Here is a 19,830-nt window from a genome sequence, read left to right on the forward strand (position 1 = left end):
CTTTACATTAGGTTAGGCAAAAACGTAACGAACTTTATATACTGGAGTTAAGCCTGACGAGTGAGCAGGCTGACTCGTCATACTAAACAAAAGCATTGGTTGCGGTTGACCCGCGCTGCGGGCAGCACAGTCATGCGGAGTATGATAACGAAAACAGGGGGCAAGGGATGTTGCTTAACAAGATGTGTGGTCGTTGTCTGTCGGCAATCAGTTTATGCCTGGCCGTAACATTCGCTCCACTGTTCAATGCGCAGGCCGATGAGCCTGAAATGATACCTGGCGATAGCGCCGTTGCCGCGACGGATCAGGCTGGGCCGCAGAAGCAATCCGCCGCGACGGCGATTATGGCCGGGATTCAGCCGCTGCCGGAGGGCGTTTCAGCCGAGAAAGTCCGGGCTGATTTACAGTCGCAGCTTCCTTCCGGCTATACGCCGGTCTATATGAGCCAGCTGACATTGCTGTATGCCGCGCGCGACATGAAGCCCATGTGGGATAATCGCGATGCGGTGAAAGCCTTCCAGCAACAGTTGGCGGAGGTGGCGATTGCCGGATTCCAGCCGCAGTTTACCGCCTGGGTGGCATTGTTGACCGATCCCGCCGTAAATGGTATGGCGCGCGATGTTGTGTTGTCAGACGCCATGATGGGCTATCTCCATTTCATTGCGAATATCCCCGTCAAAGGCCAGCGCTGGTTATATAGCAACAAACCTTACGCATTGGCGACGCCGCCAGTCTCGGTGATTAACCAGTGGCAAATCGCGCTGGAAGAGGGCCAGTTGCCGATGTTTGTCGCCAGCCTGGCGCCGCAGCATCCACAGTATGCGCCCATGCATGACGCGTTGCTGAAGCTGGTGGCGGACTCTCGCCCGTGGCCGCAGTTGGCCAATACCGCGACGCTGCGCCCGGGGCAATGGAGTCACGATGTGCCTGCGCTGCGCGAAATATTACAGCGTACGGGGATGCTGGATGGCGGTCCAAAGATAGCCTTACCCGGCGATAACACTGCTGATAGTGCCGTCGTCAGCCCCTCCGCCGCGGTAGTCGAAACATCGGTGGCGCAGCCGGTCGACGAACCAACGACCCGCCGTAGTAAGTCGGCTCCGGCGGCACGCGCCTACGATCGTGAGCTGGTCGAGGCGGTAAAGCGTTTTCAGGCATGGCAAGGGCTGGGGGCGGATGGCGTTATTGGCCCGGCGACGCGTAACTGGCTTAATATGACCCCCGCGCAACGCGCAGGCGTACTGGCACTGAATATCCAACGTTTACGCCTGCTGCCAGCGGAACTCTCTACCGGTATTATGGTAAACATTCCCGCTTATTCGCTGGTCTACTATCAGAATGGCAACCAGGTGCTGGCTTCAAGGGTGATCGTCGGGCGTCCCGATCGTAAAACGCCGATGATGAGCAGCGCGCTGAATAATGTGGTGGTGAACCCGCCGTGGAACGTTCCGCCCACGCTTGCGCGTAAAGACATTTTACCGAAGGTGTGGAATGACCCAGGCTATCTGGAGCGCCATGGCTACACCGTGATGCGCGGCTGGAACAGCAAAGAAGCGATCGATCCGTGGCAGGTTGACTGGGCCACCATTACGCCATCGAATCTTCCGTTCCGTTTCCAGCAGGCGCCAGGCGCGCACAATTCGCTGGGGCGTTATAAATTTAATATGCCGAGTTCAGATGCGATCTATCTGCACGATACGCCTAACCATACTCTCTTTCAGCGTGACGCCAGGGCGTTAAGTTCCGGCTGCGTGCGGGTCAATAAGGCCTCTGAACTGGCGAATATGCTCTTGCAGGATGCTGGCTGGAACGATGCGCGGATCTCTGGCGCCCTGAAGCAAGGCGACACGCGGTATGTCAATATCCGGCAGAACATTCCAGTAAATCTTTACTATCTGACCGCGTTTGTCGGCGCAGATGGACGTATGCAATATCGTACAGATATTTACAATTACGATCTCACAGCGCGATCCAGCGCACAAATTGTGCCAAAGGTTGAACAATTAATCAGGTAAATGAAGAAGTTCTGGTAAATATGTTGTCCTAATGTTTGGCTTCAACGGGGCGTTTCGCTGTAGACCCCCGTTGTGGCTGGGGGAGGGCCATCTTGACGCGGGCTTTATCGGCAGTTAAGGTGCCTTTCGTGCGCCAGAAGTGCATATACAACAACCTTTAAGTCGACCGGGCCGTTCAGAAGTCTGTGCCAGCCGGTATCATGTCTGCTTAAAGGTAGAAGTGTATTAACGATAACATTGACCTGTAGACCTGATTATCATGGACAAATTTGACGCTAATCGCCGCAAGCTGCTGGCGCTTGGTGGTGTCGCTCTCGGCGCCGCCATCCTGCCCGCGCCAGCGTTTGCCACACTCTCGACCCCACGCCCGCGCATTTTGACGTTAAACAATCTCCATACCGGAGAGTCAATCAAGGCGGAGTTTTTCGATGGAAGAGCCTACATTCAGGATGAATTAGCAAAGTTAAACCATTTTTTCCGTGACTATCGCGCGAATAAAGTCCGATCAATCGATCCCCGCCTGTTTGACCAACTTTACCGACTTCAGGGGCTGTTAGGGACGCGTAAACCTGTGCAGCTCATCTCAGGCTACCGTTCTCTTGATACCAATAATGAATTACGCGCCCGTAGCAGCGGCGTAGCGAAAAAAAGCTACCATACAAAAGGGCAGGCGATGGATTTTCATATTGAAGGCGTGGCGCTGAGCAATATTCGCAAAGCGGCGTTATCTATGCGCGCAGGTGGTGTAGGATATTACCCACGTAGTAACTTTGTGCATATTGATACCGGGCCGGCGCGGCACTGGTAATCAGCGAGGCTTAATCAAAGGAGCAGTATGAACTATCGTATTATTCCGGTCACCGCGTTCTCCCAGAACTGTTCATTAATCTGGTGCGAACAAACCCGGCTGGCGGCGCTGGTCGATCCGGGCGGCGACGCGGAAAAAATTAAACAGGAAGTGGACGCCAGCGGCGTGACGTTGATGCAAATTTTACTCACGCATGGGCATCTCGATCATGTCGGCGCGGCGAGTGAACTGGCGCAGCATTACGGCGTTCCTGTTATCGGTCCGGAAAAAGAAGATGAGTTCTGGCTGCAAGGACTGCCGGCGCAAAGCCGCATGTTTGGTCTGGATGAGTGTCAGCCGCTGACGCCTGATCGCTGGTTGAACGACGGCGATCGCGTCAGCGTGGGGAATGTGACGTTACAGGTGTTACATTGTCCGGGACACACGCCGGGACACGTGGTTTTCTTTGATGAACAGTCGCAACTGCTGATCTCCGGCGATGTGATTTTCAAAGGTGGCGTCGGGCGCAGCGATTTTCCTCGCGGCGATCACACCCAGTTGATTGACGCTATTAAGCGTAAATTATTGCCGCTTGGCGATGATGTGACCTTTATTCCTGGCCACGGCCCGCTCTCTACGCTCGGGTACGAGCGTCTGCATAATCCCTTCCTGCAAGATGAGATGCCGGTCTGGTAAGCAGAATAAATATCCTCCGGCATAGCCGGAGGTTTTTCAGATGCGCCTGTAAGGCTCTCTTACCAGCCGCGCCCTAACAGGCGCATACGATCTGACATTTGCATCAAACTTCGTTACTTACGGCCCGTAAACGGGCTGCCCGGATAAGGGATCGATAATTGCTCACCCATTTTATCCTCTTCAAGCTGGTGCTTTATGTATTCCTGTATCTTCGCCGTGTTCTTACCCACCGTATCGACATAGTACCCTCTGCACCAGAACTCCCTGTTCCTGTATTTGAATTTTAGATCCCCAAACTGCTCGTAAAGCATCAGACTACTTTTACCCTTCAGATATCCCATGAAGCTCGACACACTCATCTTCGGCGGGATCTCCAGAAGCATGTGAATATGATCTGCACAACATTCCGCTTCCAGGATTCGTACGTTTTTCCATTCACACAATTTTCTTAATATGCTGCCTACTGCCCTACGCTTCTCTCCATAGAACGCTTGTCTTCGGTATTTGGGCGCGAAAACTATGTGATATTTACAGTTCCATCGGGTGTGCGCTAAGCTCTTTTCGTCCCCCATTGGGACCCCCTTTTGATTTCTTGTTGAACTTTTGCAGTTGCCAGACCGCAAGATGTTTTAACAAATCAAAAGGGGTTTTAATAACTGGCTTAAAGCTGAAAGCTTTCCGGAACCCCCAGCCTAGCTGGGGGTTTTCCATAGACAATGAAAAAGCCTGCAATGTGCAGGCTTTTTTATCGGTCACGCCAGTCGGCAGCTTTTTACAGTACCGCGACAATGGCTTCGCACAGCGGCGCCATATTATCCGGGGTCATGCCCGCCACGTTTACGCGACCAGAAGCCACGGCATAAACGCCAAACTCTTCACGCAGACGCAGCACCTGATCTTTGGTCAGACCGCTGAATGAGAACATCCCATTCTGCTTGATAATAAAGCTGAAGTCACGGTTCGCGCCTTTTTCCTGCAAGGTATTCACGAACAGTTGACGCATACGCTGAATACGCTGGCGCATGTCCGTCAGTTCCTGTTCCCAGATAGCGCGCAGGGCGTCATTACTCAGGATAGTCGCGACGATGGACGCGCCGTGCGCTGGTGGGTTGGAGTAGTTAGCGCGAATGGCGGATTTCATCTGGCTAAAAGCGCGATCCACGGTTTCCGCATCGGCGGCAACGAGGGTGCAGGCGCCGACGCGCTCATTATATAAGCCGAAGTTTTTGGAGTAGGAGCTGGCGACAATGAGCTCTTTATGCAGCGCGGCAAAGGCGCGCAGACCTTCCGCATCTTCTTCCAGGCCGCGGGCAAAGCCCTGGTAGGCGAAATCGAATAGCGGCAGCCACCCTTTTTCAACGGAAAGCTCAGCCAGAACCTGCCACTGTTCCAGAGTAGGGTCAATGCCGGTTGGGTTATGACAGCAACCGTGGAACAGAACCACATCGCCGGCCTGTGCTTCGCTCAGGCTGGCTTGTAGCGCTTCAAAATCCAGCGTGTGATTTTCCGCATCGTAGTAAGCGTACTCCCGAACTTCCAGGCCGGCAGCGTTAAACACGCTTTTGTGGTTCGGCCAGCTGGGGTTGCTCACCCACACCCGTTTTACCGGAGTATTTTTTGCCAAAAAGTCGGCGGCAATGCGTAACGCGCCGGTACCGCCCGGCGTTTGCGCCGTGCGTGCGCGCTTATCGTTAATCAGCGCGCTGCCTTTGCCGAACAGCAGTTCCTGAGTGCAGCGAGCAAATTCCGGAATCCCGTCAATGCCGAGATAGTTTTTCGTCGTTTCATTTTCCAGTAAATACTGCTCGGCTTTTTTAACGCTGGTGAGCACCGGTGTTTTGCCGGTTTCATCTTTATATACGCCAATGCCAAGGTTAATTTTCCCTGGACGGTCATCGGCGCGAAACAGATCGGTCAGGCCCAAAATCGGGTCGGCAGGAGCGGCGGTTATGTTCTCAAACATGACGAGGTTCCATTATAGTTACAGAAGGGAAATCCGCTATCAGGTTAACGGCAGATTTACAAAATGCCAACCGTTAGCGCTAAAAAGCCCGCCTGTTTTTGAAAGACGCACATTTTCTCTAAGAGAGATAAAAAAACAGGACCGAAGTCCTGTTTTTGAGGCATAAAACAAAGGGGTCTGCTGATCAGAACTGGTAAGTAATACCGACAGCCGCCTGATCGTCGGTGCCAACGTAGCTGGAGCTGTAGTCGTTTTCGTCCAGCAGGTTGAAACGGTAGTCAACCCATACGTTCATGTTTTTGTTGAAGTAATAAGTCGCGCCTGCCTGAATATATTTCGCCAGATCGGCCGAGCCGTCGGCGCCGTTCAACTGCTTACCTTTACTCTGCACATACGAGATTGCCGGACGCAGGCCGAAGTCAAACTGGTACTGAGCGACCACTTCCAGGTTCTGCGTTTTGTTTGCCATTTCCACGGTATCGGTAACCGTATTTTCAACAATGCTCATATTGCGGGTTTCAGCATATACGGCAGCCAGGTAGACGTTGTTTGCATCATATTTCGCGCCAACGGCCCACGATTCTGCGCGATCGCCATTACCATCGCGATCCTGCTGATCGTTAGTACGCTTGCTGTTGCTGTACGCTGCGGTGACGCCAAAGCCGTCGAACTCATATGCCATGGTGTAACCTACGCCATCGCCATTCTGAGAGTTAATGCTGTGGTTGTCCTGATTTTTACCCTGATACTGGATACCGAAAGAGAGACCGTCCACCAGACCAAAGAAGTCAGAGTTACGGTAGGTCAACAAACCGCCAGCACGGCTGGTCATGTAGTTATCGGTATAGGCTCCGCCCCAGGTTTCGCCGGAGAAGTAGGGGGCCATATCGGTATAGGATTCAACATCGTAAACGATACCGTAGTTACGACCATAATCGATTGAACCCACTTCCGCGTATTTCAAACCCGCGAAAGCCAGACGGACCAGATTCGAGTTCTGCTGTTCGCCTTCAGCGCGGTCTGCTTTAGTACGGTATTCCCACTGACCGAAACCGGTCAGATCGGTGTTAATCTGCGTTTCCCCTTTAAAACCAATCTGGGCATAAGTCTGGTCGGCATTTTTGCTATCGCCGGTCGTTGTCCATACGTGACGACCCACGGCTTTACCGTACAGATCCAGCTTATTACCATCTTTATTATAAATTTCTGCTGCGTTTGCGGTTGCAGCAGCCAGCAGGGCAGGGATCACCGCTGCCATGATTTTGCGCTTCATCATTATTTATTACCCTCATTGGTTTTTTTATATGACACCTGCCACTGCCGTCAATAAATTCCGTCAATAAAACTTTACAGAAATATTGATGAGAGTTTGGTGTCTTTATGTGTCTGACAGGCATCTTTCCATTCAAACTAACGTTTCGCTACCGTGAAAGTGCTACAAATATAAAGATTTAGTTTCAAAAGGAAAAAATATGTAAACAAATATTATTTTCGCGGAACTTTGTGAACAACGTCAAACTTCCCCTGAGTTCTCGCTTTGATTTGATCGTTTTTCTTTTATCACTATGATTTTATTGCAATTATTGGCTTGTAGAACCGTTGTGCCTGAAAAAGCAGCAGGCGAGCTATTTCATAAAAATAGCCATTTAGAAGTCTTAATGTCCGAAATTGTGGTGAAAAATTGTGCTATTAGAGCAGAAAAATCTAATCCGCAATAAAATTAAGGATTAATTTTTATGTGTAAATATTTTTGTGAAATATACAGTAACAAGATGTGGTAATTCATAGGGTTGTAATTAAATTTATTTACTTATTGATAATAAAACTGACATTCAGGCGAAAAAAAAGGCCAGCATAGCTGGCCTTGAGTGTGACGTAAAAATCAGAAGCTGGCGTTGCGTGGGGTCCGTGGGAACGGAATAACATCGCGCACGTTTTGCACACCCGTGACGTAAGCGATAAGGCGTTCAAAGCCCAGGCCAAAGCCGGAATGCGGTACAGTACCGTAGCGACGCAAGTCGCGATACCACCAGTAATCCTCTTTATTCAGCCCCATTTCGGCCATACGGGCATCCAGCACATCCAGACGCTCTTCACGCTGGGAACCACCGATGATTTCGCCGATTCCCGGCGCCAGCACATCCATGGCCGCCACGGTTTTGCCATCTTCGTTAAGGCGCATGTAAAACGCTTTAATTTCCTTCGGATAGTTTTTCACCACTACCGGCGCTTTGAAATGCTCTTCCGCCAGATAGCGTTCGTGTTCGGAAGAGAGGTCGACGCCCCAGAACACCGGGTTTTCAAATGTCTTACCACAGCGTTCCAGAATGGCGACCGCATCGGTGTAATCCACCTGAGCGAAGTCGGTAGAGACAAAACGCTCCAGACGAGCGATAGCGTCTTTATCTACGCGTTCGGCAAAGAACTTCATATCATCCGCACGCTCTTCCAGAACCGCCTTGAAGACATATTTCAGCATGGCTTCCGCCAGACGGGCGTTGTCTTCCAGATCGGCGAACGCCACTTCCGGCTCCAGCATCCAGAACTCCGCCAGGTGGCGGCTGGTGTTGGAATTTTCCGCGCGGAAGGTCGGCCCAAAAGTATAGATTTTGGACAGCGCGCAGGCATACGTTTCACCGTTGAGCTGGCCGGAGACGGTCAGGAATGATTCTTTGCCAAAAAAGTCTTTGTCAAAATCTACTCTGCCCTGGTCGTTACGCGGCAGGTTTTCCAGATCCAACGTTGAGACGCGGAACATTTCGCCAGCGCCTTCGGTATCGGAAGCGGTAATCAGCGGGGTAGAGACCCAAAAGAAACCCTGCTCATCGAAGAAGCGATGCAGCGCCTGCGCCAGAGTATGGCGGACGCGCGCTACCGCGCCAATCAGGTTGGTGCGCGGGCGCAGATGCGCGACCTCACGCAGATACTCAATGCTATGGCGTTTTGCCGCCATCGGGTAGGTATCCGGATCTTCCACCCAGCCTGCGACTTCTACTTTCGTGGCCTGGATTTCGAAACTTTGCCCCTGTCCCGGCGACGCGACAACCTTACCTGTTACTACTACGGAGCAGCCTGTCGTCAGGTGTAATACTTCTTCATTATAATTGGGCAGAGAATTATTAATGACAGCCTGTACAGGATCAAAGCAGGAGCCGTCATAAACGGCGAGGAAGGAGATGCCAGCTTTTGAATCTCGGCGGGTACGCACCCATCCGCGCACGGTGACTTCTTGGTCAACGGCTACGCGGCCCTGGAGTACGTCGGCTACAGGCACAACGCTCATAATATTCTCTCTAGTTAATAGTCGGAAAAAATAAACACTTGTCCACCCGAAATGGGGGTATTCCTATGTTACCTGGCATCTGCAATCAGACAAGCAGAAATCGCATCTGGAAGCAGGTTTTCAGAAAGAAACCTGTAAAAAGTTCGCACCTGCTCGCGAACCATTGAGAATTTAGGCTGGTTTTGCAAGCTTTGCGCACGTTACTCGATCAGGACGCGCATCTCTTGCTTGGCGTTTTGCATCACGACAATCGTTTTAAAAGACTTAATATTGCCTGAGGAAAAGAAAAGCTCACGGGTAAGCGCTTCATATTCCGCCATGTCACGAACATTGAGCACCAGTAAAAAGTCGAAATCGCCCGTTACGTAGTAGACCTGCTGCACCTGCGGGCAACTGACAAACCGTTGACGAGCCTCTTCCAGTAAATTGAATCGCTCGTTTTCGATCACCACCTGCACCACAATCGTGACCGGGCGTCCCACTTTGCCAGCATCAATAAGGCTGACATTGCCTTTAATTATGCCCGCCTCCTCCAGTGCCGCGATACGACGATTCACTGCCGAAGGGGAAAGATTGACCTGTTCGGCGATTTCCCGCTGAGAAAGACGATTATCGCGCTGCAATAATGTCAGAATGTTTTTATCCCAGGCGTCAAGCTTCATATCGCAAATAACCTCTTTAATGTGATGACTATCACTGTGCGCAATTTTGCCGCGTCAAGGCCGTTAAAAAAAGGTGAAAATTGCACGACGATGGGCATTTTCGCGCCATTTAACAGCAATAAGCATAGTACTATCATAATCAGCGGAATAAAGAAAAGGACGTAATAGATATTGTGCGACTCTTTTATCAGTACGGTTTATTAAAGTGAGGATAACCACTACTACAGCCACAAAACGCGAGTTCTTTACTTGTTTCTACTCAATAATTGCCAAAAACATATTATTTCAATAAATAAACTTTAACAAAAGGTATCATTATGCATGAGCTTATTAAATACCAGTTTAATACACGTCGGAAAAAATATGGTACAGGAGCGGCCTTAAGTTTGCTTAACGGAAATGTTGGGCGTGAGGTGTTAGCATTTCATAAAAAATTACCCAATTATGCCGTTACGCCGTTACATAATCTGGCGCATCTAAGCCGGCGGCTTGGACTAGGGTCCATCCATATTAAAGATGAGTCCTGGCGTTTTGGCCTGAATGCTTTTAAAGGTCTGGGCGGCTCTTATGCTGTAGGAAAATATCTCGCTGATAAATTGCAATGTGATATTAACTCGTTAAGTTTTGCTGCCCTTAACACTCCTGAGATTAAAGAAAAAATTAAAGATTGTGTTTTTGTTACCGCGACGGATGGCAATCATGGCCGTGGTGTGGCGTGGGCAGCGGAGCAATTAGGTCTAAAAGCCGTCGTTTATATGCCTAAAGGATCATCGTTAATCCGGGCAGAGAATATTCGCCATCATGGAGCTGAATGCACCATCACCGATCTGAACTACGATGATGCAGTGCGACTGGCCCATAGAATGGCGCAAACAAAAGGCTGGGTGCTTTTGCAGGATACAGCCTGGACAGGGTATGAAGAGATCCCAACGTGGATTATGCAAGGCTATATGACACTAGCGGTTGAAGCTTATGAGCAGCTCGCAGAAACAAACAGTCCGTTGCCAACCCACCTTATTTTACAAGCGGGGGTGGGATCGTTTGCTGGCAGTGTTATGGGTTATTTTGTTGAAAAAATGCAGGAAAATATCCCTAATATTATTGTGGTTGAGCCGCATCAGGCCAACTGTCTTTATCAATCCGCAGTTATGGATGATGGTCAACCTCACTGCGTCACTGGCGATATGGCGACGATAATGGCCGGGCTTGCGTGTGGGGAGCCGAATATTATCAGTTGGCCTATTATTCGGGACAACACCAGTTGTTTTATTTCCGCTGATGACTGTCTGGCGGCTAAGGGTATGCGTATTTCTGCCGCGCCGCGTCCAGGTACGGATACGCCTTTTATTTCCGGCGAGTCCGGAGCTATTGGCGTAGGGTTACTTTATGAGTTAATGAACAATATGCATTATCAGGATCTTGCTAATCGCTTACAGCTTGATGCCAGTGCTCATGTTCTGCTTATTAGCACCGAAGGCGATACGTCCCCAGATATTTATGAAGATATAGTCTGGAACGGACGCAGTGCTTAAACATTACGACTAAAAAATTAGATAATAAAGGCAGCATGTAAAAAACGCGTTTTTTATACGCATAATAAACCTAATGCAGGAAGCAAAACTTCATAACAATATACCATTAAAACGGCATTTAGTGAGTAAGGGATGCTCCTACCCGCTGACTTTCCAGTTTAGTGTTGTTGGCAAAATTCAGGATTACGCTGAACTGGAAAGATTATTTCTGAGACTGAACGAATTAATTTAAATCCGAGGTCATTATGTTAGAGCAACTTTCACAACTCTTTGAATTTCTATGGGGTGGCCCATTATTTTTGTGTGTCATCGGCATTGGTTTTTATTTTACAGTACGCCTCAAATTTTTCCAGATTATCAATTTAAAAGAAATTTACCGTAATACAATTGGTACACTTGCCGGAAAAAATAAACAAAACACTACTGGCGAGGCAGCGTCTAAAAAATCCTTAAAATCAATAGAGGTGGCTGCCACTGTGCTATCCGGCTCATTAGGCGCGGGAACGATCGCAGGTGTTGCTGCGGCTATTGCGGTTGGCGGACCTGGGGCAATTTTCTGGATGTGGATCATTGCGGTCGTGGGTATGATGACCAAAATGGTTGAAGTGACGCTGGCGGTGAAATACCGAAGTAAAGGTGAGAATGGCGAATATTATGGCGGCCCAATGCATTATATTAAGAAAGGGCTCAATAAAAAATGGCATCCCCTGGCAGGATTATATGCGTTTGCATTAATGATTCTGGTTATTACGGATGCCTGTTTTGTGCAAACTAATACGATGGCGGCGGTCATTCACTATACGTTTGACATCCCAACAAGCGTCATCGGGGGATTTATTGTCATCGTAGGCGCGTTGGTTATTTTAAAAGGACTCGCCAGTCTTGGTAAATTCTGTACGATTGCACTTCCACCGATCACCATTGCCTATTTCATTGGTGCCGCTGGTGTAGTGGTATTGAATATCGAGGCTATCCCACAGGTTATAAAAAGTATTTTCTATTATGCCTTTGCCCCTGCGCCAGCAGCCGGTGGCTTTGTCGGGTCAACCATCATGATGGCCATCAGTAAAGGAGCCAGTCGCGGAATATTCACTAACGAAGCCGGCATGGGTACCTCGGCCACAGTACATGCTACTGCCAACGTGGATTATGCTTTCCGTCAGGGAATGTGGGGGGCAGTGGAAGTTTTTTTTGTCTCAATGATTACCTGTAACTTTACCGCATTTGCTGTACTTGCTTCTGGTATGTGGACAGACGCCAGTTATCAAGGTATTCAGATTATCTTTGCCGCCTTAAAAGAAACATGGCATCCGATTATTGTTCAGGTTCTCTGTCTCGGTGTGGCGTTGATTCTGTTTACTTCTTATCTTGGTTCATATATTAAATTTCGCACTTCGATAAACTATATTTTTGGCGATAAGCTAGAACGCATCATTAAATGGCTATATTTTTTGCCGCCACTGATTGCCGTTAATATGGAAATCCCGGTAATCTGGTTAATGGCTGATATTGCTGTCGGTTTTCTGGTTATCCCCAACGTAATTGCTCTGTTCTTGCTGCGTAAAGAATTTATTAGCGAATTCAATATATTCAAAACGCGTACACAGCGGGACACTAATTCTGTAAAAACAACGCAAATCACGCACGTAAATATGTCGAAGAGTGAAGGGAAAGAAGAGTAACCATCGCGGCCAGAACAGGTAAGATGGTCAGAAGAGTAACAAAGCGCCCACTTTCCGGGCGCTTCGCACAGGCATGGTTAACTTGCTTTACGCACCTGCGGGAGATCGAACGCTTTACGCAGCGCGCGCACAAACGCTTTATCATGACAGATCGTTTTACCGGGGCTGTCGGAAAGTTTAGCCACCGGCTTTCCGTTACATTCCACGAGCTTAATCACGATATTGAGCGGTTTTACCTGAGGGATATCGCAGGTCAGGCGGGTACCGATGCCGAAGCTTAACTGCACGCGAGAGGCGAAATGGCGATAGAGCTCGACCGCCTTTGGCAGATCAAGGTTATCTGAAAAGACCAGCGTTTTTGTCAGCGGATCAATCCCCAGCTTTTCATAATGGGCAATCGCCTTTTCGCCCCATGCGACAGGGTCTCCTGAGTCGTGGCGTAACCCCTGATAACGGCTGGCGAATTCAATGCCGAAATCGCGTAAAAACGCATCCATTGTAATGCAATCTGTCAATGCGATACCAAGCTGGTCCGGATATTCGTTAAGCCAGGCGGCCAACGCGGCACGCTGGCTGGTCGCCAGGTCCGGACTGATTTGTTGATGCGCCTGGAACCATTCGTGCGCCTGAGTGCCCATCGGCGTCAGCGCCAGGCGACGCGCGAGATCATAGTTGCTGGTGCCGACGAACCATGACTCCTGCTGGAGACGTTTAACTATCGCCTGCTGCACTTCACGAGAGAAACGGCGGCGGGTGCCGAAGTCCATCAGGTGGAAGCGGGACATATCGAGATTGGCGGTTAACGCAGTGAAATCAACCAGCTTACTTTCCAGCGCGTCGAGCGCCTGATCAACGCCCGCGTTTGGCGAGCGGTAGTGATGAACCAGCTCACTGATCACGGCCAGCAGCGGCACTTCCCACATAATGACTTCACGCCACGGGCCGGTTAAGCGAATATGCAGCTTGCCGTTATCGTTGGTGACACAGACTTGAGCTGGGTTATAGCGAAACTCGCGTAACCAGTTCAGATAATCCGGTTTAAAAAAGGGCAGGCCGGAGAGCCACTGGAACTCGTCCTCCTGGAGGCGCAGGTGCTGCATCGCGTCCACCTGCTCGCGAATAGCATCGGCATAAATACCCAGCAGGTCGTCGCCACGGCAACGAAACTCAGCCGCTACCTGCACATCATAGTAGTGGTGAAAAACGGCTTGCTGCATATGCAACTTATAAGCATCTGTATCCAGCAACGAGTGCAGAACAGGAGAAGCGAATTGTGTCATAGGTGCGCTGTTGCGTCCTCTCACGGGAGCGTTTAGTACAATAAACAACTAAGAAAACCGCTGGAGTATACCTTGTTTAGCGATTTATTGAACCCCGATCACACCATAAGCTGTCTTTAGGGTCGAGCGCATTTCGTGCCCCATGTTATAAAAATGTAGCAAATAGGCCGTTTGTGCCTGAAAAGATGAACATTCTGCGTAGCGCGATTTGCGCAACAGGAATAGACTGGAGTCGACACTCTACACAAAGATGCGAAAGGTTTTTTATGACACAACAGCCACAAGCCAAATACCGCCATGACTATCGCGCGCCGGATTACCAGATTACTGATATTGACTTGACCTTTGACCTCGATGCCGAAAAAACCGTGGTCACCGCAATAAGCCAGGCTGTTCGTCATGGCGCGCCTGATGCGCCTCTTCGCCTTGATGGGGAAGATTTAACGCTGGTATCTATCCACGTCAACGATGCGCCGTGGACAGCATATAAGGAAGAAGAGGGCGCGCTTATCATCAGCGACCTGCCAGAGCGTTTTACGTTACGCATTGTCAACGAGATAAGTCCGGCGGCGAATACGGCGCTGGAAGGATTGTACCAGTCCGGCGATGCGCTCTGTACCCAGTGTGAAGCGGAGGGCTTCCGCCATATTACCTGGTATCTTGACCGCCCGGACGTACTGGCGCGATTTACCACCAAAATTATTGCCGATAAAAGCAAATATCCGTTCCTGCTTTCCAATGGCAACCGTGTTGCGCAGGGTGAACTGGAGAATGGCCGTCACTGGGTTCAGTGGCAAGATCCGTTCCCGAAACCGTGTTATCTGTTTGCGCTGGTGGCCGGTGATTTTGACGTGCTGCGCGATACCTTTACCACCCGCTCCGGGCGTGAAGTCGCATTAGAACTGTACGTTGACCGTGGCAATCTGGATCGTGCGCCGTGGGCAATGACCTCGCTGAAAAATTCCATGAAATGGGATGAAACGCGTTTTGGGCTCGAATATGACCTCGACATCTATATGATTGTCGCGGTGGATTTCTTTAATATGGGCGCGATGGAGAATAAAGGTCTCAATATCTTTAACTCCAAATACGTGCTGGCGCGAACCGATACCGCGACGGATAAAGATTATCTCGATATTGAGCGCGTGATAGGTCATGAGTATTTCCACAACTGGACCGGCAACCGCGTCACCTGCCGCGACTGGTTCCAGTTGAGCCTGAAAGAGGGGCTAACCGTGTTCCGCGATCAGGAGTTTAGCTCTGATTTGGGGTCACGCGCGGTGAACCGCATCAGTAACGTGCGTACCATGCGCGGTTTACAATTCGCGGAAGACGCCAGCCCGATGGCGCATCCTATCCGCCCGGATAAAGTAATCGAAATGAATAACTTCTACACCCTCACCGTTTATGAAAAGGGTGCGGAAGTCATTCGCATGATCCACACGTTGCTGGGTGAGGAAAATTTCCAGAAGGGGATGCAGCTTTATTTTGAGCGCCATGACGGCAGCGCCGCGACGTGTGATGACTTCGTACAGGCGATGGAAGATGCTTCTAATGTCGATTTGTCCCATTTCCGCCGCTGGTACAGTCAGTCCGGCACGCCGATTGTAACGGTAAAAGATGATTATAATCCGGAAACCGAGCAGTACACGTTGACCATCAGCCAGCGCACTCCGGCGACGGCGGATCAGGCGGAGAAGCAGCCGCTGCATATTCCATTCGCCATCGAACTGTACGATAACGAAGGCAACGTCATTCCGTTGCAAAAAGGCGGTCACCCGGTCAACGCCGTGCTGAACGTCACGCAGGCGGAGCAGACATTTACCTTCGATAATGTTTACTTCCAGCCTGTTCCGGCCTTGCTGTGCGAGTTTTCAGCGCCGGTGAAACTGGAATATAAATGGAGCGATCAGCAGTTGACGTTCCTGATGCGCCATGCGCGCAATGATTTCTCCCGTTGGGATGCGGCGCAAAGTCTGCTGGCCACATACATTAAACTGAATGTGGCGCGTCATCAGCAGGGGCAACCGCTATCGCTTCCGGTGCATGTCGCTGATGCGTTCCGCGCAGTACTGTTGGATGAGAAAATCGATCCGGCGTTGGCCGCAGAAATTTTAACGCTGCCTTCGGCCAATGAAATTGCGGAGCTGTTTGAGGTCATTGACCCGATCGCCATTGCGCAAGTTCGTGAAGCGCTAACGCGTACGCTGGCGGCAGAACTGGCGGATGAGTTCCTGGCTATCTATAACGCCAATCATCTGGATGAGTATCGTGTTGATCACGGCGATATCGGTAAGCGCACGCTGCGCAATGCTTGCCTGCGCTTCCTGGCGTTTGGCGAGACGGAGCTGGCTAATACGCTGGTCAGCAAACAGTATCGCGACGCCAATAATATGACCGATGCGCTGGCGGCCCTGTCTGCTGCGGTGGCGGCGCAGTTGCCGTGCCGCGATACGCTGATGCAAGAGTATGACGATAAGTGGCATCAGGACGGCCTGGTGATGGATAAATGGTTTATCCTGCAATCCACAAGCCCGGCGGAAAATGTACTGGAAACCGTACGCAGCCTGCTCAAACACCGTTCTTTCAGTATGAGCAACCCGAACCGCATCCGTTCATTAATTGGCGCGTTTGCTGGCAGCAACCCGGCGGCGTTCCATGCGCAAGACGGTAGCGGATACCAGTTCCTGGTCGAAATGCTGACCGATCTGAATAGCCGTAACCCGCAGGTAGCATCTCGCCTCATTGAACCGCTGATTCGTCTGAAACGTTATGATGATAAGCGTCAGGAGAAAATGCGCGCGGCGTTGGAGCAGTTAAAAGGACTGGAGAATCTTTCCGGCGATCTGTACGAGAAGATAACTAAAGCGTTAGCCTGACAGTATCCGCTATAAAGAGGTAAGACATGCCCGGTAAGCGTTAGCGCTGCCGGGCATTTTTTTGCCGGACGATGACGCTCGCTGGCGAAACGTGAAGTGAGAATGAAGGAAAACGATTGCTATTTATTGCCGTAGGTCAATTCCCTTTTGCCTTGTTATCGCCCATAATACGCCCCCGGTTTGCACACCGGGAATCCAGGAGAGTTCATGTACTATCCCTTCGTTCGTAAAGCCCTTTTCCAGCTCGATCCAGAGCGCGCTCATGAATTTACATTTCAACAATTACGCCGCATTACAGGTACGCCGCTGGAAGCGCTGGTGCGCCAGAAAGTACCGACAAAGCCGGTTACCTGCATGGGACTTACCTTTAAAAATCCACTGGGGTTGGCTGCCGGTCTGGATAAAGACGGGGAGTGCATCGACGCGTTAGGCGCGATGGGGTTTGGCTCCCTGGAAATCGGCACCGTGACGCCGCGCCCACAGCCGGGTAACGATAAGCCGCGTCTTTTTCGTCTGGTGGATGCTGAAGGTCTCATCAATCGGATGGGCTTTAATAATCTGGGCGTCGATAACCTGGTCGAGAATGTTAAAAAAGCCCATTTTGATGGTATTCTGGGAATTAACATCGGTAAAAATAAAGATACACCTGTCGAAAATGGCAAAGATGACTACCTGATTTGTATGGAAAAAGTCTATGCTTATGCGGGTTATATCGCCATTAATATTTCTTCGCCGAATACGCCAGGGCTACGTACGCTCCAGTATGGCGATGCGCTGGACGATCTGTTAACTGCCATTAAAAATAAGCAAAACGATCTTCAGGCGATCCACCATAAATATGTGCCGGTGGCAGTAAAGATCGCGCCGGATCTTTGTGAAGAAGAATTGATCCAGGTTGCCGATAGCCTGCTTCGTCATAATATTGATGGGGTGATTGCGACAAATACCACCCTCGATCGTTCTCTGGTACAAGGAATGAAAAATTGCCAGCAAACGGGGGGATTAAGTGGCCGGCCATTACAATTAAAAAGCACAGAAATTATTCGCCGTTTATCCCAGGAGTTAAAGGGACAATTGCCTATTATCGGCGTCGGCGGCATTGACTCAGTTATCGCCGCGCGCGAGAAGATAGCGGCAGGAGCTACGCTGGTACAAATTTATTCCGGCTTTATTTTTAAAGGCCCGCCATTGATTAAAGAAATCGTAACGCACATCTAAACTTTAGCCTTTATCAGACAACCAGGGCTTTATTTCCGGCGCTGGTTGTTTTATATTTCTCCACTGTTGCTTATTTAGACATTTTAGGCTTTTATTATTGGGGTAATAAACGAAGCGGCAAAAGGACAATGCTGTTACGAGTTGCTTAAAAGCGGGAGAGAGGTAATGCGAATTAAACCTGACGATAACTGGCGCTGGTATTATGATGAAGAGCACGATCGTATGATGCTCGATCTCGCCAATGGTATGCTTTTTCGCTCGCGCTTCTCTCGTAAAATGCTTACGCCGGACGCGTTTTGCCCGACCGGTTTTTGTGTGGATGATGCCGCGCTCTATTTTTCCTTTGAAGAAAAATGCCGGGATTTCGAATTAACCAAAGAGCAACGCGCGGAGTTGGTGTTGAATGCGCTGGTGGCGATTCGCTATCTCAAACCGCAGATGCCAAAAAGCTGGCATTTTGTAGCGCATGGCGAAATGTGGACCCCGGGAACGGGCGATGCCGCAAGCGTCTGGTTAAGCGATACGGCGGAACAGGTTAATTTGCTGGTCGTTGAGCCGGGAGAAAATGCCGCGTTGTGTCTGCTGGCCCAGCCGGGTGTGGTGATAGCAGGCCGAACCATGCAGCTTGGCGATGCGATTAAAATTATGAACGACAGGCTGAAACCGCAGGTTCACTGTCACAGTTTCAGCCTTGAACAAGCGGTTTAATTTTCCAGTCGTAACGCGGTCTTAGGCACGCAGCTACAGCTCAGAATCGTACCATCGTCACCTATAGCCGATTTTTTCAGCGGACTTACTTCGCCTTCCAGCAAACGTATCCGGCAGCAACCACAGATACCAGCCCGGCAAGAATACGGAATACGAATCCCCTGATTCTCCAACTGTTCCAGTAGTACCTGTTGATTATTCCCGCAGAAGGTTTGCCCCTGCCAGTCGATGGTTACACTCGCGTCCGGGTGTTTATCTGGCGTAACGCTGTCGTCGACCGTTGTGGCGCCATAAGCTTTTGCCGGAGCTGTCGCCAGAATCTCCACTTCATCGCCGACGCGAACGACGCCGCTATTGCGGGCAATCAGATTCTGACCGAAATCCACATCGCCATTGTCCTGGGCGGTACGAAAAGCTTGCAGTGTCGCCAGCGGTTCTCCGGAAGGATGTTTTTGCCCCTTTTCAGGGCTGACGGTCGTAAAAATACAGCGGCTACAGGGCTTCACGACGTCAAAAATCACATCGCCAATGCGAAGCACTTTCCAGCTATCTTCCTCCCAGGCCGCTACGCCGGAAACCACTAAGTTTGGGCGAAATTGTTCCATTTGTACGCCTGCCGGACAACGCTGTTGCAGATCGCGCAGCGAGGCTTCGTTGGTCAATAAATACGGGTAGCCATCGGCAAATCCCAGCGGCACCGCGTTATGTCGTTTAACCCGGCGCGTCAACTGCGGCCCAACCCAGCGCAACTGGACATCGCGGGAGAAAAAGCCGCTCAACCATTGATTAATCGCCGTCGGGGCGACGCGAGCGGTAAAATGGTTTCCCCAGACCTCGGTCGGCGCATCCTGCGGGGTGAAATCCGTAAAGCGAACCAGCGCGCTACTGCCGTCTGGCGCGGTCAAATGGAGGCCGTCGTGTAAGGGAGAGGGGGTAAAACGTACCATTTGTGGAAACTGGCGGGCGGTAATAAATGTGCCGTCAGGCTCGGTCACCATGAAGATGCGATCAAAAGCCAGGCCGCTGATATCTGCCAGCGCATGAGTCAGGCCAATGCCGCGCATGGATTTGACCGGATGAATAAAGAGCCGTGATAACGTCGCCACCGTACAGTCCCTCAAATGA

General features: G+C 50.4%; 15 protein-coding genes. 8 read left to right on the forward strand and 7 right to left on the reverse strand.

The genetic code is table 11. The features are described from left to right. Nucleotides 1–167 precede the first annotated feature (167 nt). The 3 genes from ldtD (at nucleotide 168) to ACLJQJ_RS03795 (ending at nucleotide 3,498) form a co-directional block, all read left to right on the forward strand. Nucleotides 168–2,015: a L,D-transpeptidase gene (ldtD, locus tag ACLJQJ_RS03785; RefSeq protein ID WP_063809331.1), complete on the forward strand. Its 1,848-nt coding sequence runs from the start codon at nucleotides 168–170 to the stop codon at nucleotides 2,013–2,015. A gap of 259 nt (nucleotides 2,016–2,274) precedes the next feature. Next, the gene (locus ACLJQJ_RS03790; RefSeq protein ID WP_000357052.1) at nucleotides 2,275–2,823 is read left to right on the forward strand and encodes a YcbK family protein; all 549 of its coding nucleotides are present in this window, start codon (nucleotides 2,275–2,277) and stop codon (nucleotides 2,821–2,823) included. Between the two features lie 27 nt (nucleotides 2,824–2,850). Continuing rightward, nucleotides 2,851–3,498, forward strand: a complete 648-nt coding sequence (locus ACLJQJ_RS03795) for an MBL fold metallo-hydrolase (RefSeq protein ID WP_001109471.1) — start codon at nucleotides 2,851–2,853, stop codon at nucleotides 3,496–3,498. Between the two features lie 113 nt (nucleotides 3,499–3,611). On the opposite strand, the gene tnpA is transcribed toward ACLJQJ_RS03795, so the two are convergent. The 5 genes from tnpA to ACLJQJ_RS03820 all read right to left on the reverse strand — a co-directional run bounded on the left by tnpA (nucleotide 3,612) and on the right by ACLJQJ_RS03820 (nucleotide 9,406). Next, nucleotides 3,612–4,070, reverse strand: coding sequence for an IS200/IS605-like element IS200F family transposase (tnpA, locus tag ACLJQJ_RS03800; protein ID WP_000502120.1), 459 nt, complete (start codon nucleotides 4,068–4,070; stop codon nucleotides 3,612–3,614). A gap of 200 nt (nucleotides 4,071–4,270) precedes the next feature. Further along, nucleotides 4,271–5,461 carry an aspartate transaminase gene (gene aspC / locus ACLJQJ_RS03805; protein WP_000462706.1) on the reverse strand — a complete coding sequence of 397 codons (1,191 nt, stop codon included), beginning with the start codon at nucleotides 5,459–5,461 and terminating at the stop codon, nucleotides 4,271–4,273. A gap of 184 nt (nucleotides 5,462–5,645) precedes the next feature. Further along, a complete protein-coding gene (gene ompF, locus ACLJQJ_RS03810) occupies nucleotides 5,646–6,737 on the reverse strand; it encodes a porin OmpF (protein ID WP_063809330.1) in 1,092 nt (363 codons plus the stop codon). A 606-nt stretch (nucleotides 6,738–7,343) separates the two neighbouring features. Then, nucleotides 7,344–8,744 carry an asparagine--tRNA ligase gene (gene asnS, locus ACLJQJ_RS03815; protein ID WP_000117867.1) on the reverse strand — a complete coding sequence of 467 codons (1,401 nt, stop codon included), beginning with the start codon at nucleotides 8,742–8,744 and terminating at the stop codon, nucleotides 7,344–7,346. A gap of 200 nt (nucleotides 8,745–8,944) precedes the next feature. Beyond that, entirely contained in the window at nucleotides 8,945–9,406 is a 462-nt protein-coding gene (locus tag ACLJQJ_RS03820) for an Lrp/AsnC family transcriptional regulator (RefSeq protein ID WP_000762342.1), read from the reverse strand. A gap of 317 nt (nucleotides 9,407–9,723) precedes the next feature. On the opposite strand from ACLJQJ_RS03820, the gene dpaL reads away from it, so the two are divergent. Both dpaL and ACLJQJ_RS03830 read left to right on the forward strand, forming a co-directional pair. Continuing rightward, nucleotides 9,724–10,938 (forward strand): diaminopropionate ammonia-lyase, encoded by a 1,215-nt coding sequence (dpaL, locus tag ACLJQJ_RS03825; RefSeq protein ID WP_000544857.1) that lies wholly within the window; start codon nucleotides 9,724–9,726, stop codon nucleotides 10,936–10,938. A 245-nt stretch (nucleotides 10,939–11,183) separates the two neighbouring features. Next, nucleotides 11,184–12,620: an alanine/glycine:cation symporter family protein gene (locus ACLJQJ_RS03830; protein WP_063809329.1), complete on the forward strand. Its 1,437-nt coding sequence runs from the start codon at nucleotides 11,184–11,186 to the stop codon at nucleotides 12,618–12,620. A 77-nt stretch (nucleotides 12,621–12,697) separates the two neighbouring features. On the opposite strand, the gene pncB is transcribed toward ACLJQJ_RS03830, so the two are convergent. Then, complete coding sequence (gene pncB / locus ACLJQJ_RS03835; protein WP_021294195.1) at nucleotides 12,698–13,900, reverse strand: nicotinate phosphoribosyltransferase; 1,203 nt, start codon at nucleotides 13,898–13,900, stop codon at nucleotides 12,698–12,700. Between the two features lie 266 nt (nucleotides 13,901–14,166). On the opposite strand from pncB, the gene pepN reads away from it, so the two are divergent. The 3 genes from pepN (at nucleotide 14,167) to zapC (ending at nucleotide 18,705) form a co-directional block, all read left to right on the forward strand. After that, the gene (gene pepN / locus ACLJQJ_RS03840) at nucleotides 14,167–16,779 is read left to right on the forward strand and encodes an aminopeptidase N (protein WP_000193776.1); all 2,613 of its coding nucleotides are present in this window, start codon (nucleotides 14,167–14,169) and stop codon (nucleotides 16,777–16,779) included. A 207-nt stretch (nucleotides 16,780–16,986) separates the two neighbouring features. Beyond that, nucleotides 16,987–17,997 carry a quinone-dependent dihydroorotate dehydrogenase gene (gene pyrD / locus ACLJQJ_RS03845; protein WP_000291723.1) on the forward strand — a complete coding sequence of 337 codons (1,011 nt, stop codon included), beginning with the start codon at nucleotides 16,987–16,989 and terminating at the stop codon, nucleotides 17,995–17,997. A 165-nt stretch (nucleotides 17,998–18,162) separates the two neighbouring features. Next, entirely contained in the window at nucleotides 18,163–18,705 is a 543-nt protein-coding gene (zapC, locus tag ACLJQJ_RS03850) for a cell division protein ZapC (protein ID WP_001220671.1), read from the forward strand. Here the strand turns inward: zapC and ACLJQJ_RS03855 are convergent. Then, nucleotides 18,702–19,811 (reverse strand): YcbX family protein, encoded by a 1,110-nt coding sequence (locus ACLJQJ_RS03855; RefSeq protein WP_000224078.1) that lies wholly within the window; start codon nucleotides 19,809–19,811, stop codon nucleotides 18,702–18,704. The two genes, zapC and ACLJQJ_RS03855, sit on opposite strands and share 4 nt — an antisense overlap. Nucleotides 19,812–19,830 lie beyond the last annotated feature (19 nt).

Source organism: Salmonella sp. SAL04202 (assembly GCF_046550775.1).
Classification (GTDB): domain Bacteria; phylum Pseudomonadota; class Gammaproteobacteria; order Enterobacterales; family Enterobacteriaceae; genus Salmonella; species Salmonella enterica.

What these genes read in the sequence shown, in the direction of transcription:
- ldtD (WP_063809331.1), top strand. Translation starts at nt 168, where the DNA reads ATGTTGCTTAACAAGATGTGTGGTCGTTGTCTGTCGGCAATCAGTTTA.
- ACLJQJ_RS03790 (WP_000357052.1), top strand. Translation starts at nt 2,275, where the DNA reads ATGGACAAATTTGACGCTAATCGCCGCAAGCTGCTGGCGCTTGGTGGT.
- ACLJQJ_RS03795 (WP_001109471.1), top strand. Translation starts at nt 2,851, where the DNA reads ATGAACTATCGTATTATTCCGGTCACCGCGTTCTCCCAGAACTGTTCA.
- tnpA (WP_000502120.1), bottom strand. Translation starts at nt 4,070, where the DNA reads ATGGGGGACGAAAAGAGCTTAGCGCACACCCGATGGAACTGTAAATAT.
- aspC (WP_000462706.1), bottom strand. Translation starts at nt 5,461, where the DNA reads ATGTTTGAGAACATAACCGCCGCTCCTGCCGACCCGATTTTGGGCCTG.
- ompF (WP_063809330.1), bottom strand. Translation starts at nt 6,737, where the DNA reads ATGATGAAGCGCAAAATCATGGCAGCGGTGATCCCTGCCCTGCTGGCT.
- asnS (WP_000117867.1), bottom strand. Translation starts at nt 8,744, where the DNA reads ATGAGCGTTGTGCCTGTAGCCGACGTACTCCAGGGCCGCGTAGCCGTT.
- ACLJQJ_RS03820 (WP_000762342.1), bottom strand. Translation starts at nt 9,406, where the DNA reads ATGAAGCTTGACGCCTGGGATAAAAACATTCTGACATTATTGCAGCGC.
- dpaL (WP_000544857.1), top strand. Translation starts at nt 9,724, where the DNA reads ATGCATGAGCTTATTAAATACCAGTTTAATACACGTCGGAAAAAATAT.
- ACLJQJ_RS03830 (WP_063809329.1), top strand. Translation starts at nt 11,184, where the DNA reads ATGTTAGAGCAACTTTCACAACTCTTTGAATTTCTATGGGGTGGCCCA.
- pncB (WP_021294195.1), bottom strand. Translation starts at nt 13,900, where the DNA reads ATGACACAATTCGCTTCTCCTGTTCTGCACTCGTTGCTGGATACAGAT.
- pepN (WP_000193776.1), top strand. Translation starts at nt 14,167, where the DNA reads ATGACACAACAGCCACAAGCCAAATACCGCCATGACTATCGCGCGCCG.
- pyrD (WP_000291723.1), top strand. Translation starts at nt 16,987, where the DNA reads ATGTACTATCCCTTCGTTCGTAAAGCCCTTTTCCAGCTCGATCCAGAG.
- zapC (WP_001220671.1), top strand. Translation starts at nt 18,163, where the DNA reads ATGCGAATTAAACCTGACGATAACTGGCGCTGGTATTATGATGAAGAG.